General features: G+C 56.5%; 21 protein-coding genes and 2 pseudogenes. 18 read left to right on the top strand and 5 right to left on the bottom strand.

All coding sequences use genetic code 11. From position 1 onward, the window contains the following. The 4 genes from KP703_RS14585 to KP703_RS14570 all read left to right on the top strand — a co-directional run. The coding region (locus tag KP703_RS14585) for a transposase (RefSeq protein ID WP_215754968.1) at nt 1-232 on the top strand (232 nt) is incomplete at its 5' end. Nucleotides 233-527: 295 nt separating this feature from the next. Continuing rightward, a complete protein-coding gene (locus KP703_RS14580; RefSeq protein WP_061507486.1) occupies nt 528-1124 on the top strand; it encodes a recombinase family protein in 597 nt (198 codons plus the stop codon). Nucleotides 1125-1305: 181 nt separating this feature from the next. After that, the gene (gene parA / locus KP703_RS14575; RefSeq protein WP_010666790.1) at nt 1306-1965 is read left to right on the top strand and encodes a ParA family partition ATPase; all 660 of its coding nucleotides are present in this window, start codon (nt 1306-1308) and stop codon (nt 1963-1965) included. Between the two features lie 27 nt (nt 1966-1992). Continuing rightward, nucleotides 1993-2250 carry a ribbon-helix-helix domain-containing protein gene (locus KP703_RS14570; protein ID WP_215755450.1) on the top strand — a complete coding sequence of 86 codons (258 nt, stop codon included), beginning with the start codon at nt 1993-1995 and terminating at the stop codon, nt 2248-2250. A 39-nt stretch (nt 2251-2289) separates the two neighbouring features. Here KP703_RS14570 and KP703_RS14565 read toward each other — a convergent pair whose 3' ends face one another. After that, entirely contained in the window at nt 2290-3345 is a 1056-nt protein-coding gene (locus KP703_RS14565; RefSeq protein WP_215755449.1) for a replication initiator protein A, read from the bottom strand. A gap of 851 nt (nt 3346-4196) precedes the next feature. On the opposite strand from KP703_RS14565, the gene KP703_RS14560 reads away from it, so the two are divergent. From KP703_RS14560 to KP703_RS14535, 6 genes are all read left to right on the top strand, one after another. Further along, a complete protein-coding gene (locus tag KP703_RS14560) occupies nt 4197-4424 on the top strand; it encodes an AbrB/MazE/SpoVT family DNA-binding domain-containing protein (RefSeq protein ID WP_014106734.1) in 228 nt (75 codons plus the stop codon). Then, nucleotides 4421-4816 carry a type II toxin-antitoxin system death-on-curing family toxin gene (locus KP703_RS14555; protein WP_010665988.1) on the top strand — a complete coding sequence of 132 codons (396 nt, stop codon included), beginning with the start codon at nt 4421-4423 and terminating at the stop codon, nt 4814-4816. Before KP703_RS14560 ends, KP703_RS14555 begins: the two co-directional genes overlap by 4 nt. A 127-nt stretch (nt 4817-4943) precedes the next feature. Further along, nucleotides 4944-5189 (top strand): type II toxin-antitoxin system Phd/YefM family antitoxin, encoded by a 246-nt coding sequence (locus tag KP703_RS14550; RefSeq protein WP_006560453.1) that lies wholly within the window; start codon nt 4944-4946, stop codon nt 5187-5189. Then, on the top strand, nt 5186-5572 hold the full coding sequence (locus KP703_RS14545; RefSeq protein WP_012813382.1) for a type II toxin-antitoxin system VapC family toxin: 387 nt from the start codon (nt 5186-5188) through the stop codon (nt 5570-5572). The genes KP703_RS14550 and KP703_RS14545 overlap by 4 nt, the downstream gene beginning before the upstream one ends. Before the next feature lie 36 nt (nt 5573-5608). After that, a complete protein-coding gene (locus KP703_RS14540; RefSeq protein ID WP_018308598.1) occupies nt 5609-5785 on the top strand; it encodes a CopG family antitoxin in 177 nt (58 codons plus the stop codon). 84 nt (nt 5786-5869) lie between these two features. Beyond that, on the top strand, nt 5870-6124 hold the full coding sequence (locus KP703_RS14535) for a hypothetical protein (RefSeq protein ID WP_012813384.1): 255 nt from the start codon (nt 5870-5872) through the stop codon (nt 6122-6124). Between the two features lie 95 nt (nt 6125-6219). Here the strand turns inward: KP703_RS14535 and KP703_RS14530 are convergent, their stop codons facing one another. From KP703_RS14530 to KP703_RS14515, 4 genes are all read right to left on the bottom strand, one after another. Continuing rightward, a complete protein-coding gene (locus KP703_RS14530) occupies nt 6220-6390 on the bottom strand; it encodes a hypothetical protein (protein WP_162531351.1) in 171 nt (56 codons plus the stop codon). A 2-nt stretch (nt 6391-6392) separates the two neighbouring features. Next, a complete protein-coding gene (locus KP703_RS14525) occupies nt 6393-6725 on the bottom strand; it encodes a hypothetical protein (RefSeq protein WP_215755448.1) in 333 nt (110 codons plus the stop codon). A 103-nt stretch (nt 6726-6828) separates the two neighbouring features. Then, nucleotides 6829-7068: a conjugal transfer protein TraD gene (locus tag KP703_RS14520; protein WP_215755451.1), complete on the bottom strand. Its 240-nt coding sequence runs from the start codon at nt 7066-7068 to the stop codon at nt 6829-6831. A gap of 64 nt (nt 7069-7132) precedes the next feature. Beyond that, entirely contained in the window at nt 7133-7492 is a 360-nt protein-coding gene (locus KP703_RS14515) for a conjugal transfer protein TraD (RefSeq protein WP_215755447.1), read from the bottom strand. Nucleotides 7493-7588: 96 nt separating this feature from the next. On the opposite strand from KP703_RS14515, the gene traA reads away from it, so the two are divergent. The 8 genes and pseudogenes from traA (at nt 7589) to KP703_RS14475 (ending at nt 15401) form a co-directional block, all read left to right on the top strand. After that, nucleotides 7589-10675, top strand: coding sequence for a Ti-type conjugative transfer relaxase TraA (gene traA / locus KP703_RS14510; RefSeq protein WP_215755446.1), 3087 nt, complete (start codon nt 7589-7591; stop codon nt 10673-10675). A 54-nt stretch (nt 10676-10729) separates the two neighbouring features. Further along, nucleotides 10730-10924 (top strand): type II toxin-antitoxin system VapB family antitoxin, encoded by a 195-nt coding sequence (locus KP703_RS14505; protein ID WP_010516209.1) that lies wholly within the window; start codon nt 10730-10732, stop codon nt 10922-10924. Next, nucleotides 10921-11313, top strand: coding sequence for a PIN domain nuclease (locus tag KP703_RS14500; RefSeq protein WP_048848569.1), 393 nt, complete (start codon nt 10921-10923; stop codon nt 11311-11313). Before KP703_RS14505 ends, KP703_RS14500 begins: the two co-directional genes overlap by 4 nt. Nucleotides 11314-11436: 123 nt before the next feature. After that, nucleotides 11437-12108 carry a DUF6118 family protein gene (locus KP703_RS14495; RefSeq protein ID WP_124307152.1) on the top strand — a complete coding sequence of 224 codons (672 nt, stop codon included), beginning with the start codon at nt 11437-11439 and terminating at the stop codon, nt 12106-12108. Nucleotides 12109-12223: 115 nt separating this feature from the next. Continuing rightward, on the top strand, nt 12224-13318 hold the full coding sequence (locus tag KP703_RS14490; protein ID WP_215755445.1) for a Fic family protein: 1095 nt from the start codon (nt 12224-12226) through the stop codon (nt 13316-13318). Nucleotides 13319-13357: 39 nt separating this feature from the next. After that, nucleotides 13358-13996 (top strand): annotated as a pseudogene (locus tag KP703_RS14485) (type IIL restriction-modification enzyme MmeI); the annotation flags it as partial. A 78-nt stretch (nt 13997-14074) separates the two neighbouring features. Continuing rightward, nucleotides 14075-14242, top strand: a pseudogene (locus tag KP703_RS14480) (IS5/IS1182 family transposase); the annotation flags it as partial. 79 nt (nt 14243-14321) lie between these two features. Continuing rightward, nucleotides 14322-15401, top strand: a complete 1080-nt coding sequence (locus tag KP703_RS14475; RefSeq protein ID WP_215755444.1) for an IS5 family transposase — start codon at nt 14322-14324, stop codon at nt 15399-15401. Nucleotides 15402-15534 lie beyond the last annotated feature (133 nt).

Raw genomic sequence — 15534 nt, 5'->3', positions numbered from 1 at the left:
GTTGATGGATAAGGCCACTTTTCTCGACTTCACAGTCGAGATCATCCGGCGGTCAGAGACAGCAAAAGGGTTTGAAATCCTGCCGCGTCGGTGGGTTGTGGAACGGACCTTCGGTTGGATGATCCGCTGGCGTCGCCTTGTGAAGGACTACGAACAGCGGATCGACGTCGCAGAGGCCATGATCCACATCGCCATGGGAAGCCTCATGCTACGCCGAAACGCTCATCCGTGAATTTCCAAAAGGGCTCTCAATGCCTTCCAGCTTCAGAAGTAATTGGCGAACTAAATCCATATCGCGTCTCATTTCTTTCCCCTACGTTGACGCTCCATATTTGATGAGCCTGACATTCCTTTGGTAGTGAGACAATAATTAAAAATATCTGACCCACGCTCCAAATCGGATGGTCCGCAATCCCCCATTTCTTCCATTCAAATTAGTTTGTCCCAATCAGACTATAGTCAGATTGGGACAACCCGGAGCCACGGTGTATCAAGGCCTGCATGGTGGTTTTTCCGGGAGGGTTCAAATGGGACAGCGCGCGGTCATCTATTGCCGGGTTTCCACGGCCGATCAGTCCTGCGTGCGCCAGAAGGACGAGCTGAAGCGGTTTGCTGAACGTGCGGGCTATGAAGTGCTGGACGTTTTCATGGAGACCGGCTCTGGCGTTCGAGTGGATCGGGCCGAGCGTCGAAAGGTCATGGCACTGGCCCAGGCCCGTAAAATTGACGCCATTCTGGTGACGGAGCTGTCCCGCTGGGGGCGTTCGACCATTGATCTCATCTCCACGCTTCAGGAGCTGGAGAGCTATCGTGTTTCCCTGATCGCCATAACGGGGATGACGTTCGATCTGGCAACACCACATGGACGGATGCTGGCGACGGTTCTGGCCGGGATTGCAGAGTTCGAGCGGGATCTGATCAGCGAGCGGGTGAAGTCCGGTCTGGCCGCCGCCAGGGCGCGAGGGAAGGTTCTCGGTCGACAGAAAGGAGAGCGGCCGAAGTCTGATCGTCTGGCTCCGAAGGTTCTGGCGTTAGTGGCCGAAAAGCGGAGTTATCGGTGGATCGCCCGCGATCTGGGAATCAGCAAGAACACTGTCGCTGCCATTGTGCAGCGGGAAAGATAACACGTCACTGTGTTTATGTGTTAACACATAAACATGATAGCATTATATGGGTGCTAACGGCATCGGTCTGAGACATGCGGAATATTGGGTTCGATTAGATCGTCGATTTTTTTGAGGAAGATATTGAGTTATCAAAATAACATGGTAATTTGTTAATGTGTTAACACAGAAACATGGCGACATGAAAACAATCGCGATCATTAGTCAGAAGGGAGGCGCTGGGAAGACGACGCTTGCCCTACACTTGGCTACTAGTGCCAGTGCCGCTGGATACGTTTCTCTGATCCTCGATACCGATCCCCAAGCGACTGCAAGTTCATGGAAAGCATGGCGGGGGGATGTCGAGCCTGATGTGGTGGATTGTGCGGCGCACGCCTTGTTATCAAGAAAGCTGGAACAAGCGTCCGAACTGGGCGCAGAACTATCGATAATAGATACCCCCCCACATGCCGATATTATGGCGCGTGAGGCGTGTCGTGTCGCTGATTTCTTGTTAATTCCATGCAGACCACGTGCTTTCGATATGGACGCTGTTAGAACAACGGCGGAACTTGTGCGAGCCAGTGGCAAACCTGCCTTCGTGATTTTTACTGCGGGTCCTCCTCGTGCGCCCCAAGTTTATAAGGAGGCGGCCGAGGTTGTGGCGCAATTTGGTATCCCTGTTGCTCCTGTTGTTTTGCCTGAGCGTGCAGTTTTTCATCATAGCGTTGGTTCCGGTCGTACCGCGCAGGAAGCAGAGCCGGAAAGCAAGGCTGCTGCTGATATAGCACTGTTGTGGAATTGGGTGTGTGATCAAGTTAACATGCCATCACACAAACAAGATGACACAAAAACGCGTTAGCAATTTTCTAAGTTGAGGATATACGGCATGAGTCGGTTTGCTGGTCTCAAAAAGACGGTCGCGCCATCGGTTGTGGAACCGACAGCGCAAACGGTGGTAGAGAAAGCCCGCTCACGTAATCCGAGAGAAGGTAAGCGGGCTGTGGTGGGGTATTTTTCTCCAGCAGTTAGCAAAGGACTACATCAACTTGCGCTTGATACTGATACAACTATTCAGGGTTTGATCGGGGAGGCCATTGATGACTTGATGCGTAAGCACGGTCGTCATCCTTTTGGAGAGCGCTGATTATCTATTTAGATAGATTATGCTCGTATATTTGTACAATCAGGGTTGACCACGCTTAGCAAACCACGTCTCGCAGAATTTGATGAAATGCCGCTCAGGGTTCTTCGGAGCGATCTCGTTATCACCCAGCCACATGCGCCATTCTCTTTCGAGATGATGCACATCCCACCCTGGCGCGATGTTCCGAGCATCCCCGTAAATATCAGGATCGAGCGCACCCATCCAAGCCTCGGCTGCTGGCTCGGCAGCTTTCATTGTGCCGCGATTGATGAATGTTACCATGTCTTTCTGAGAATCGAATTCGACACGGTAATCCGGTAGATGATCGCTTGCAGCGAGGTTCTTTATCATCTGTCGGAATAATTTTTCTGGGCTTTGAGAGCCTGATTTTTTCAGTAGGATCTCAAGAGAGGCTTTCCATACCGCTTGCTGACCGCAATGTTTGCGAGCGAGTTCATAAACGCGTCGTTCCAGCGGTTTGCGTAGCCGGAAATAATCACGATGCAGTGTCAGAACATCATTGCTCTTAATTGCGTTAAAGACCCAATCCGACAGCTTGATCTCGCAATGCAATAGGCGACCGTCGAGGCCAAGTTTGCGGCGGATGGATGAAGCGTCGATCAGGCCAAAACCGTCCACCTGTTCTTCGTCGCCTGTAACAATGTTAGTGCGGATACGTGTGCCTTCAAGGCGGTCGAGGGCTTCGATGAGGGCTTTGTAGTCCTTACCTGCCGTTCCGCGATTGGTGAAGATGAGTAAGTCGCGGCTGCTGATCCTCACCCGTTGCGATACTTTTTCCCCGGCCTTTAGTTTCGCCATGATCTGCGAAATACAGTAAATCAGAATATCCTTATCGTAGATTGTAGCAAGACCCTTCACGCTTGGCGTGATTTCCAGCCATTGCCCGTTATGTTCATAGCGACGAACGGAAGTTTCGGGTTTTTTCGACAGGGAATAGAACGGATGCTCCATTTGCGGCATCACGTCCTTAAGCACGGCATCTGCCACGTCGCAGATGAATAAGTCATGCTGCGGATGACGCTCCGGCAGGAGGGCCTCATGAACAACAGGCAGATTCGGGGGTTCAGATACCATGCCTAAAGTTCGGGGTTTTAAATACCTGCGTCAAGTGATTCGGGGTTTTAAATACCGAAACCGAGATTCGGGGTTTTAAATACCGAGATTCGGGGTTTTAAATACCGAGATTCGGGGTTTTAAATACCAAACCGAGAAAAAAACCAAAAATTCCGTTTTTATATCAATGTGTTAAGTGGATGCTAGAATCGCTTAACACAGAATCTAACACCTATTTAACACCTCTCTAACCATTTGATCTGTGGATAACTCACAAACCTCAAAAATTTCCAACCAAATTGAACCCAAACACCGCCTCTTGGGGGCTCCGCCCCCGCCGGCTCGCGGCCTACGGCCGCCCCAATCGCGCATAGCGCGATCTCCCCCCCGGCATCCCCCTGCTCGGCCCTTTGGGCCTGCACTGAACGGACACGCCTACGGCGCAAAGTCATGATCTGACGATGCGGAAACGCATCGTCTCTCCACCAGAGCACCTTCCTCATCCACGTTGGCGCCTTCGACGCCCTACGGGGCTCTCCCGTTCAGCGCTCACCCAACGCCTGCAACATCAGAAGAACCGGGCAAAACCATAAACTGCTCAAGACACATCGGAGTTCAGGCGATCATTCAGCAGCTCACGTGTCGCAACATGCCCGCTAGACGCCATAGGATGGCCGTACAGGCGTTATCAGATGTGGTGGCTGTTTGGGTGTCTGTAACGGGTGTTGTGGCCTGTGCGGCCATCCATAGTGCCCTGCGGGGCTTGATAGGCTGGCCATTGCCTATTCGCCTGAGCACGTCAGAAAAATGCATGATGGTTGCTGAAACCGCAAACAGTTATTACATTGGTAATAACATTGAGGGGATTCACTATGGTCGAGCTGAAAGTGCGAAAATTCGGAAACTCACTCGGGGTCGTACTACCCAAGGAAGTGATCTCACGGCTGAACACCCAGGATGGCGCGCCCCTGTATCTGACCGAAGCACCAGAAGGCGGATATCGGCTCGTGCCCTATGATCCTGACTTCGAAACCAAAATGACAAAGGCTGAAGATATTATGCGGCGTTACCGTGATACGCTGCATGTTCTGGCTCAATGACAGCCTTCGTCTGGATAGACGAACGGGATACCCTGATCCTGCATGATCGGCTGTTGGGGGTGCATGGTGGCGCTTCCGGCGTACGGGATGCAGGTCTTCTGAAATCCGCGCTTGCCCGGCCACAGCAGCATGCGGCTTATGCGGATCCGCTGGATCCAGTGCATCTGGCGGCCGTCTATACGGCGGGTATCGTCAAAAACCATCCTTTCATCGACGGGAACAAGCGTACGGGCTTTGTGCTCGGTGTGCTGTTTCTGGAACTGAACGGCTATCGTTTCACGGCAGCCCAGGAAGATGCAGCAAATGCGGTTCTCGCGCTGGCGGCAGGTCAGATGGACGAACTGGGCTATGCGGCATTCCTGACCGCCAATGTCGCATCCGAAAGGGTATGACGGTAAACGAGGAACGCGATGAGTGTGCTTTTTTCGTTTCCTGAGGTGGTTCTGGCGACATTTGTCTTGATGGACCAGACTAATATGGCTAAGTCTTTTTTTTGAGTAAACTCAGGAGGCTTTCGCCATGCGCACGGTCAACATCCACGAAGCCAAGACCCATCTGTCCCGGCTGATTGACGCGGCCATGAAAGGGGAAAGCTTCATCATTGCCAAAGCCGGCCGGCCGATGGTGCGGGTCAGCCCGATTACGGCTCCTGAAGAGTTACAGCAACGGCGTCTGGGGTTTCTTGCTGGAAAAATCCGGGTGCCCGAAGATTTTGATCGCATGGGACAGGACGATATTGTGTCTCTGTTCGACGGTCCGGCATGAGGCTTCTTCTGGATACCCATCTGCTGCTCTGGGCAGCCGGAGAGCCAGATAAGCTGTCAGCACGGGCGAGAACCCTGATGGAAGATCCGGGCAATGATCTGGTCTTCAGTGCGGCCAGTCTCTGGGAGATCACCATTAAGACCGGGCTGGGACGGGCAGACTTCCAGGTCGATCCTCATCTGCTGCGACGCGGTCTGATCGAAAACGGTTATGAGGAGTTACCGATCACCAGCCAGCACGCCTTGGCAGTCGGACAACTGCCAGATGTGCATCGGGATCCCTTTGATCGGATCCTTGTGGCACAGGCCACGGTGGAAGGATTGCTTCTGCTGACCCATGATCCGCTGGTAAAGGCTTATCCAGGCCCGATCGAAGCAGTCTGAAGGAGATCGACCAGTATGAGCTACAAAAATAGGTCCATGCCCTCGCTGCACAGTGACGAAGCGGCCGAGGATTTCGTCGCGACCGTCGATCTGACCCGGTATGACCTGTCCGGTTTCAAGCCCATGCGCTTTGAGATCGAACCCAAGGCGGCTGCCCTCAACATGCGCCTGCCGGCGTCCCTGCTGGAGACCGATGTCGCACAGACGCGGTAAAGTATATTCCGACCAGAACAGAGGAGATCGGGCGATGTAGGTACGCTCGGAAATCACTCCGCGCGTCATGGAGGGGAAGCTCCCATGTCTCGCACCTATCATCACAGCCGCAAATACGGTCGCAATCATCGCTGGGCTAACCAGCCGGATCGCTGTGGCTATGGAGGCTCACGTGAAGCCTCTGAATCTCCCAACTGGTACAGTCATCTGCACGATATCCGTCCTGGCCGTCATCATGACAGGCATGTTGCCCGCCTGATCATCAAGGGCGACCTCGATCCTGTCGAGGCGGTCTTTCCGTATACCGGCACCCGGCGACCCCACGAATATTACTGGTAATCTTCAGCGCGGGAATGAGGGATCGTTCCCGCGTTCCACGAGGCCATCAGGGACGTGGATTTCGGGGGGGATCGTTCACGACACCAACACCCTCATCAATCCGTGGGGCGAGGCGTAGGGAGGGTGTCAATGGCCGCCTGAATCCGGGCCAGATCGGCGTCCAGAAGAGCAAGAACCTGATCGGCCGGGACAGTGGGTTTCGTGCTGTTGCGTGCCTTGCGGATTGCATCCCTTTTGGCAGCCCGTTCGTCGGAAAGGTCCGTCATGGTCATGTCTTCATCGCCTCGTGTTTCGTGGCAGCGACAGGGGCAGAAATCCGCCATGCGTAATCGCAGACATTATCCAGCAATTCTGCTCGTTGTGTCTGACTGTAAGCTATAACGAAATCAGCGACAATTTTTTCTGGCACACCTTCCCGAAGAAGGTTGGCAGCCGTTTCCGCTATTTCCAGATTGACCGCCTCATTGAGCAAGACTAGAGCGTCCGTATCGGTCATACGCTTTGCTGCCTGTGAAACAAACCGGGCATTCAGATTCCACATCCATTGATGACGGTTGATTGTATCAGAAAACCATTCTGGAGAAGGGTATTCTGGAGCCATTAGGTATCCTCTTGAAGTGTTTGTGGCGGTCAGTTTCCAGGCCGTCAAATTGTTCTGTGGCCGAGATTACAATCTGTCCGTTTCGGATGATCGTGTTTTGCAATCAGTCATGTTCCCTGTCCCTGTCGAAGGCATGAAGCCCCGCGCGCCTCCAGCGTGTTTTCAGGTCGTCCGGGGTGGTCTCATTTCCCCCCTGAAGCTGCCCCGCAATATCCAGAAAGGCTCCGAGCAGGGTGGCGCGGTCATCATCGGTCAGATCAACCAGTCCCGCCTTCTGGACCAGGCCGCCCAGTTCGATCAGATGACGGGTGCGTTCCCGTCGCGCCTTTGCCCAGTCGCGCATGTCGGTGCGTGCCTTTCGTGCCTGATGGCGATGGATCAGGGCTTCCTGCTTCCTGATTCGTCTTTCAAGCGCCAGAAGCTCCGTTCTGATCGTGTCCATTTCCTTTCCGGTTGCCCTTTTTCCCGCCTGTCTGAAAGAAAGATTCCCCGCGTTCGGTCCACCTCGCAACGGCTTCGGGTTTGCCGTCAGCCTGTTCGACAGCCGCAAGCAGTACCCCGGCCAGCGCCTCAATCGACAGGGTATCGGCTCCCGTCACCTCGACCAGTTCACCGAGCTGGATGGTCCGTTGCGCCTTAAGCTGCTTCGCCTTTTCCTGAAGCGCCTTCAGTTCCGCATCAATGTCCCGTGGTTTGCGCATTTTTGGTCCCCTGTTCTGCTGGTTTGTGCCATACTCTATCACACAGCCGAGAACCGCGTCACTCATCCAGAGTAATCAACCTTTATGGCGCAATAAAATGTGAGTGCGCGCTTATACGTCACTGCGTGACGTGCGCTTAAGTAGTGTGATAGGATCGCGTTCATGGCGATCTATCATCTGCATGCAAAGGTCATCAGCCGCGCCACCGGCCGGAGCGCCGTGGCAGCGGCGGCCTATCGCGCGGCATGCCGCCTGCATGATGTGCGTCTGGATCGTGATCATGACTTTTCCAACAAGAGCGGCGTGGTGCATTCCGAGATCCTGCTGCCCGATGGCGCACCGGAACGGTTTCTCGACCGTGCGACCTTATGGAACGAGGTCGAGGCGATCGAGAAACGTAAGGATGCCCAGCTCGCCCGCGAAGTGGAGTTTTCAATCCCGCGCGAAATGACCCAGGCGCAGGGGATCGCGCTGGCGCGGGATTTCGTGCGGGAGCAGTTCGTGGAACGCGGCATGGTGGCCGATCTCAATGTGCATTGGGACATCGGCGAAGACGGGCTGGCGAAGCCGCATGCCCATGTGATGCTGTCCACGCGGTCTGTGGATGAGAACGGGTTTGGTGCGAAAGAACGCTCGTGGAATGACAAGGAACTCCTGCTGACATGGCGGGAGCGATGGGCGTCACTTGCCAATGAACGGCTGGCCGAACTGGACCTAGACGTGCGGATCGATCATCGGTCGTTCGCGGCACAGGGGATCGACCTTGAGCCGCAGAACAAAATCGGTCCGGCTGGGATGCGCCGGGAAGAGCGGGGCGAGGATGCGGAACGGGTCGCTGATCATCTGGAGATCGCGCGACGCAATGGGGAAAGGTTGCTGGCCGAGCCGCATGTGGCGCTGGAGGCGCTGACCCAGCAGCAGAGCACATTTACCCGGCAGGACATGGCGCGGTTTGTGGACCGGCAGACGGTGGACGCTGAACAGTTTACGGCCGTCATGGTTCGGGTGGAGGCATGTCCGGAGCTGGTCGCTCTCGGGAAGGACGGGCATGGGCGGGAGCGGTTCTCCACGCGCGCGATGATCGGGGTCGAGCAGCGTCTGGAAGAAGCGTCGCTCGCGATGGGGCAGTCTCAGGGGCATGCGGTGCCGCTGGCGGTGCGTCGGGCAGCGATGCAGCATTCCGGTCTTGGGGAGGAGCAGGCGCTGGCGGTGGGCGAGGTCACGAAGTCCCGCGACCTGTCCGTGGTGGTCGGGTATGCCGGGACGGGGAAGAGCACCATGCTGGGTGTGGCCCGTGCGGCATGGGAAGAGGCCGGGTACCGGGTGCGCGGGGCGGCGCTGTCGGGGATCGCGGCGGAAGGGCTGGAAGCGGGGTGTGGGATTGAGAGCCGGACGCTGGCGTCCCTGGAGCGGGCGTGGGAGCGTGGGTTCGACCTGCTGGAGCGCGGGGACGTGCTGGTGGTGGACGAGGCCGGCATGGTGGGGTCACGGCAGATGGAGCGGGTTCTGTCTGTCGTCCGCGAAGCCGGGGCCAAGGTGGTGCTGGTGGGTGATCCCGAGCAGTTGCAGGCGATTGAGGCCGGCGGGGCGTTCCGGGCGGTGGCCGAGCGGGTCGGGTCGGTGGAAATCACCACCGTACGCCGGCAGCGTGAAGGCTGGCAGCAGGCGGCCACGAAGGAGCTGGCGACGGGGCGGACGGGGGAGGCGCTGGGTCGCTATGAGGCGGCTGGCCTGGTGCGTGGGCATGACACGCTGGAAGAGGCGCGGGCCGGAGTGGTGGCCGGGTGGGAGGAAGCCCGTCAGGCTGCGCCAGAAGAAAGCCAGATCATGCTGGCGCATCGGCGTGTCGATGTGCGGGCGCTGAACGAAGCGGCGCGCGAGATCCGCAGGGACGCGGGTGAGCTGGGTGACGACGTGCTGGTGCCGACCGCGCAGGGCGAGCGGATGTTCGCGGACGGGGAGCGGGTCTACTTCCTGCGCAATGACCGGGAACTGGGGGTAAAGAACGGCACGCTAGGCACGGTGCGGGGCATCGAGGGATCGGCCGAGGCCGAGGATCTCGTGCTGTCGGTGCAGCTCGATGGGAAGGAGGGTGTCGGGCGTGGCCGGGTCGTGTCCGTGTCGGTGGCGGATTATGACGCGCTGGATCATGGCTATGCGGCCACCATCCACAAATCGCAGGGTGTGACGGTGGATCGGGCGCATGTGCTGGCGACGGGGAGCATGGACCGGCACGGGGCCTATGTGGCGCTGTCGCGGCATCGGGAGAGCGTGTCCATCCATTGGGGCCGGGATGATGTGGGCGACCTTGACGGGCTGGTGCGGCGGCTGTCGCGCGAGCGGCTGAAGGACACCACGCTGGATTACCCGCATGTCCGGGATCGGGATGCCGGGTTTGCGCGTCGGCGCGGGCTGCATGTCCCCGAGAGCGAGATCGTGGTGGAGCGTGAGAAGGCCGCCTCTGGCCCCCGGCAGGACAGGCAGGTCGAAGGTGTGCCTATGCCAGAGCCTGCGTCGGCACAGCAAAAACGCGGGATGTTCGATGGACTGGACCTGTCCGTGCGGGGGCGAAACCGCAAGATGGAAAAAGACGTTTTGACCGGGATGGAGGCTGAGGCCGGTAAGGGGAAGAGTGGGGTTGAGCGTGAAGCTCCCGCATCTCCCTTTGCCGGGTTGCGGCTGCCCCGTGTGCAGCGTGAGCAGGTGCCGGCCGGGCTGGACGGGTTTATACCGGGGAGTGACCCGCTTCAGCAGGCGGTGGAGCGGTATGCGCGGGCCTGGGTGGATGCCGAGCGCATGGTGCGCCAGGAGTTGCCCGTGCTGGAGCATCAGAAGAAGGCGCTTTTTGAAGCCGGGCGGGATCTGGAGCGGGTCCGGCGTGGCGGTGAGGCGGATCTGCGGGCGGCGCTGAAGCATCAGCCGGAGATCCGGCAGGCGCTATATGGTCTGGAAGGTCCGGCACGGGCGCGCAAATTGGTCGAGGGGCTGGAGCATGAGGACAGGGTGCGGAAGAGTCCGGATCTGCGGGCAGCGCGGTTTGTGAAGGCCTGGGACGGGCTGAGCCGGGAGCAGCAGGGTGTGGCGCTGAAGGAGCTGAAGCGGGATGCGCAGCTTGAGTCCATTCTGCGGGAGAAAAGCCGCGAGCTGGGCATCCGGAAGGGATCGACGCTTGATCACGGGTTGCATCCCCATCAGCGGAAGCAGGCCCTCTCACGCTCCAGGTCGCGCGGTATGGATATGGGGATGTAATCTGCTTGAGAGAGGAGATGTTGATGTGTATAATTTTCACTGGAGATACACATCATGCGAACCAACATCATTATTGACGATACCCTCATGACAGATGCGCTGAAGGCGTCTGGCGTCAAAACCAAGAAAGAAGCCGTCGAACTCGGATTGCGGACGCTGATCAAGTTGAATCAGCAGCGGCAACTGCGTTCCATGAAGGGCAGGCTGGAGTGGCGGGGTGATCTCGACGCCATGCGTTCCGACGTATGATTCTGGTCGATTCATCGGTCTGGATCGATTTTTTCAGGGGTACGGTGACGCCACAGGTTGATGCTCTGGACCGGTTGCTGGGAGAGGAACTGGTCGCCATTGGGGATCTGATGATGACGGAAGTTCTTCAGGGATTTGCGAGCGAACGGGATTTCAACAAGGCGCGGAGACTGCTTGGCGCTCTGGATCTGGTGGAGATCGGGGGGCGTGATGTCATGATCGAGGCGGCACGATATTTCCGTGACCTGCGTGCCAGAGGCATCACCATCCGGAAAACCATTGATACCCTGATTGCCACACGATGTATCGTAAGCGGGTATCGGCTCCTTTACAGTGACCGGGACTTTGATCCGTTTGTGACACATCTGGGGCTGGAACGGGTTGTCTGATTTCAGCGAGGTGACTGGAGAGGACATGCAGAAAAAAGAAGCGGCCGTTCGGCTAGGATCGCTTCTGGGGGCCATCGGTCGTGAGGTCGGTGTGCGTTTTTTCAATCCGTGGGAGGATGTCTGATGTCTGAGACAGATCCAGCAGCACGTGCGTTCGAGGATCTGTGCGCCGAAATGACGGTGCTCCGGCGCAGCGTGGAAGCGTTGCCGCAGGCGTGGCGGGATAACCGGCCGCCGGATTACACGGAGGATCTGGCCCGCGTCGTAAAAGCTATGAACGTGGTTAGTACGCGGATGAAGGCGATTGAGGACACTCCAACGCTGAAGATGACGCCGCAGGCGTATGGGCAAGGGATTCGTCAGGCCGGGATTTCTGCCAGTCAGGAGATGCAGACAGCGTTTCAGAAAGCGATAGGTGAGGTTCAGGGGGAACGTCGGGTTCTTGCCAATATCATTGGTCAGTCCCGTCAGCAGGATCGTCAGAACTGGTGGCTGTTAGGGGTGGGGCTTGCCTGTCTTGTTGCAGGGATCGGGTTGTCGCCTGTTTTGGCGTATCTCCTGCCATCTTCTGTCGGGACGCGAGTGGCATCCTTTATTGTTGGGGAGAAAGATCGCTGGAACTCTGGGGCCATGATGATGGCGGTCAGCAATCCTGAAGGCTGGCAACGTGTACGTGAGGACAGCCAGCTGGTTGAGGCCAACAGAGACAGGATCGCAGCCTGCCAGAAAGCGGCATCGGGTCAGGAAAAAACTCAGAAACCCTGTGTCATCATTGTTTCGGCAGAGCAGGAATAGTCTTCAGGGGATAAAAGCCGACAGCAGAATATGACATGTCAAAGAAACCGGATTTCTTTGACGGATTATTCTGACGTGTTAGAAAAAACACATATTGCTACCACGTCAGGATGTCATGTTAACGCCAACCTACCTTATTCGACCTTTGCCGCCTCAGACGGACATAGAAACGGTTCCGGTTCTCAGGGCGCTGGTCGAGGCCAATAAGGCTCTGGCGGAACTGAAGGGGCGGGCGGCAACTATTCCCAATCAGGGGATCCTGATTGATACGTTGGCTTTGCAGGAAGCCAAAGCGTCTTCGGAAATCGAGAATATCGTCACCACCCAGGATGAGCTTTTTCAGGCCGATTTATTTCCTGAGGGACCGGACTCAATGGCGGCCAAGGAAGTTGCCCTTTATCGCGATGCCTTACATCTGGGATTTCGGTTGCTGAAGGAAACCGACGGGCTGATCCTGAACAAGGGGCTGATCGCGATTTTCCAGAGGCTCAAGAAGCGGGAAGATGGGTTTCGAAACACTCCGGGAACGGCCCTGAAGAACGAGCGCACGGGGGAAGTGGTCTTTGTGCCGCCGCAGGATGGACGGGAGATTATCCGGCATATGTCGGATCTGGAGCGGTTCGTGAATGATGACGGGCTCTGTGATCTGGATCCGCTCATCAAGATGGCCCTGATCCACCATCAGTTTGAGAGCATCCATCCTTTCCCCGATGGGAATGGCCGTGTCGGGCGGATTCTGAATGTGTTGTATCTGACCCGGACCGGTCTTCTGGATATCCCGATCCTCTATTTGTCGCGCTACATCACACGGCACAAGGATGAGTATTATCGCCTGTTGCAGAAGGTGCGGGATGAAGGCGCATGGGAAGCGTGGATCCTCTACATGCTGCGTGCCGTGGCCGAGACATCCAGGATCACTCTGGAGCTGATTGAAGGCATGTGGGCGCAGATGGCCACCATGAAGCAGCGGATGCGCACGGAACTGCCCAAGATTTACAGCCAGGAGCTGCTGAACAACCTGTTCCGGCACCCTTACACGAAAATCGAGTATGTCCAGTCGGACCTGAGTATCGCGCGTCAGACGGCAGGGAAATATCTCGATCAGCTGTCGGAGAAAGGTCTGCTGTCCAAGCACCGCTCAGGACGGAGCAATTATTATATCAACGCACCTCTGGTCCGCCTCTTCCTGGAGGTGTCCGGTGGTGCATGAGGTGTATGATCTGGTTTTCGAACGTATGGAATTTTTCGCATGAATCCCGTTGAGATTGAAGAAGCTGTCTCCCGGATTGCCGAGGCACCTTTTAATCCCGGGGAATTTCCATTCGAGTTCCTGCAAGCGTTCGGAAACCGCGATGTCACGATCAAGCGGCTTCGCAAGGATAACCGCTCGGACGTTCCCGGAGCGGTGCTCCAGCGCAACAACATCCATCTGGCCGTCTGTCCGGAAGGCCAGGTTGCCCAGACCCTGAATCTGCTCCGGGAAAACCCCAAGACCCAGTCGGCCAAGGCGCGGTTTCTGTTGGCCACGGATGGGGTGACGTTTGAGGCGGAAGACCGCACGGAAGATGAGCATATTACAGATGTGTTCACGCATCTGGCTGATCGGTTCGGGTTTTTCCTGCCCCTGGCGGGTATCACGACCGTCCAGAAGATCAAGAACAACCCGATCGACGTTAAGGCTACGTCACGCCTGAACCGTCTTTATGTCGAACTTCTGAAGGAAAACCCCGACTGGGCAACGGAAGAACGCCGCCACGACATGAACCATTTCATGGCGCGTCTCATCTTCTGCTTTTTTGCCGAGGATACCGGGATCTTCCTGAACAATCTGTTCACCAGAACCATTCAGATCATGACGGAAGGGGCCCCGGATCAGACGCATGAGGTGGAGGGTTCTAAAAACCCCCTGGTTTTGAGGTCTTCTGTATGATTCTATTTCTTCTGCGTTGATTGAGGGAATGGCGATATGAAGCAGTCTGGTTTCTTTGATGTTGAAGAGCGTCTTGCCCGGCTGAGTGGGCTTGGCGATCAGCTCGAAGCGTTTTCCCGGACTGTGGATTTTGAAGCGTTCCGTCCTGATCTGGACAAGGCCCTGGCGTATTCCGATGGAAGCAAGGGCGGACGACCGCCATTTGGAGGGTTCTAAAAACCCCCTGGTTTTGAGGTCTTCTGTATGATTCTATTTCTTCTGCGTTGATTGAGGGAATGGCGATATGAAGCAGTCTGGTTTCTTTGATGTTGAAGAGCGTCTTGCCCGGCTGAGTGGGCTTGGCGATCAGCTCGAAGCGTTTTCCCGGACTGTGGATTTTGAAGCGTTCCGTCCTGATCTGGACAAGGCCCTGGCGTATTCCGATGGAAGCAAGGGCGGACGACCGCCATTTGATCCTGTGCTGATGTTCAAGATCCTGGTGATCCAGACGCTCAACAATTTGTCTGATGAGCGGACGGAATATCTGATCAACGATCGCCTCTCCTTTATGCGTTTCCTTGGGCTGGGACTTTCAGATCGGGTGCCGGATGCCAAAACGGTCTGGCTGTGTCAAAAGCGTCTGACCCAGGCGGGTGCGATCGATGGGCTGTTCAAACGCTTTGATGCGACCCTGCGTAACGCCGGGTATTTGCCGATGTCAGGCCAGATCCTGGATGCCACGCTGGTAGCGGCTCCGAAGCAGCGGAACACCAATGCAGAGAAAGCGGATCTGCGAGCAGGCCGTATTCCTGAAGACTGGCAGGACAAACCCGCAAAGCTGTCGCACAAGGATCGTCATGCGCGCTGGACACTGAAGTTCACGAAGGCGAAGCGGCAGGATGATGGAACCATGCCATCCAGCGATCTCGCCATCCCGTTCTTTGGCTATAAATCGCATGTTTCCATCGATCGGAAATACCGGTTCATCCGCAAATGGAAAACAACGCATGCCGCTGCCAGTGATGGCGCGCGATTGAGAGAGGGGCTTTTGGATAAAACCAATACGGCCTCAAGTGTCTGGGCCGACACGGCCTATCGCTCAAAAGCCAACGAAGACTTCATGGAAAAGCAGGGCTTTGTCTCCAAGGTTCATCGCAAAAAGCCGCATCTCAAGCCTATGCCCCGGCATATCCAGAAATCAAATGCTGGAAAGTCGGTCATCCGCTCGCGTGTCGAGCATGTCTTTGCCGATCAGAAGTCACAGACGGGGCTGGTTGTCCGGACTGTCGGTATCAGTCGAGCCACCATGAGGATCGGGCTCGCCAATATCGTCTACAATATGCGCCGCCTCCTCTTCCTCGAAAGATTGAACGCGAGCGCATAGCCATCCAGCGAGAGACAACTCCCAATCCGCTCAAAACGCAGACTGGACGCCATCGCAAAAACCGTCAATCAAATCGCCAAAACCCAGAAATTACCGGCCAAGCACATCAATCAAGGGTTCTTCGATCCCTCCA

This window comes from Acetobacter sp. P5B1, assembly GCF_018811985.1.
GTDB lineage: Bacteria > Pseudomonadota > Alphaproteobacteria > Acetobacterales > Acetobacteraceae > Acetobacter > Acetobacter cerevisiae.
This window is presented reverse-complemented; position numbering and strand designations above follow the sequence as displayed.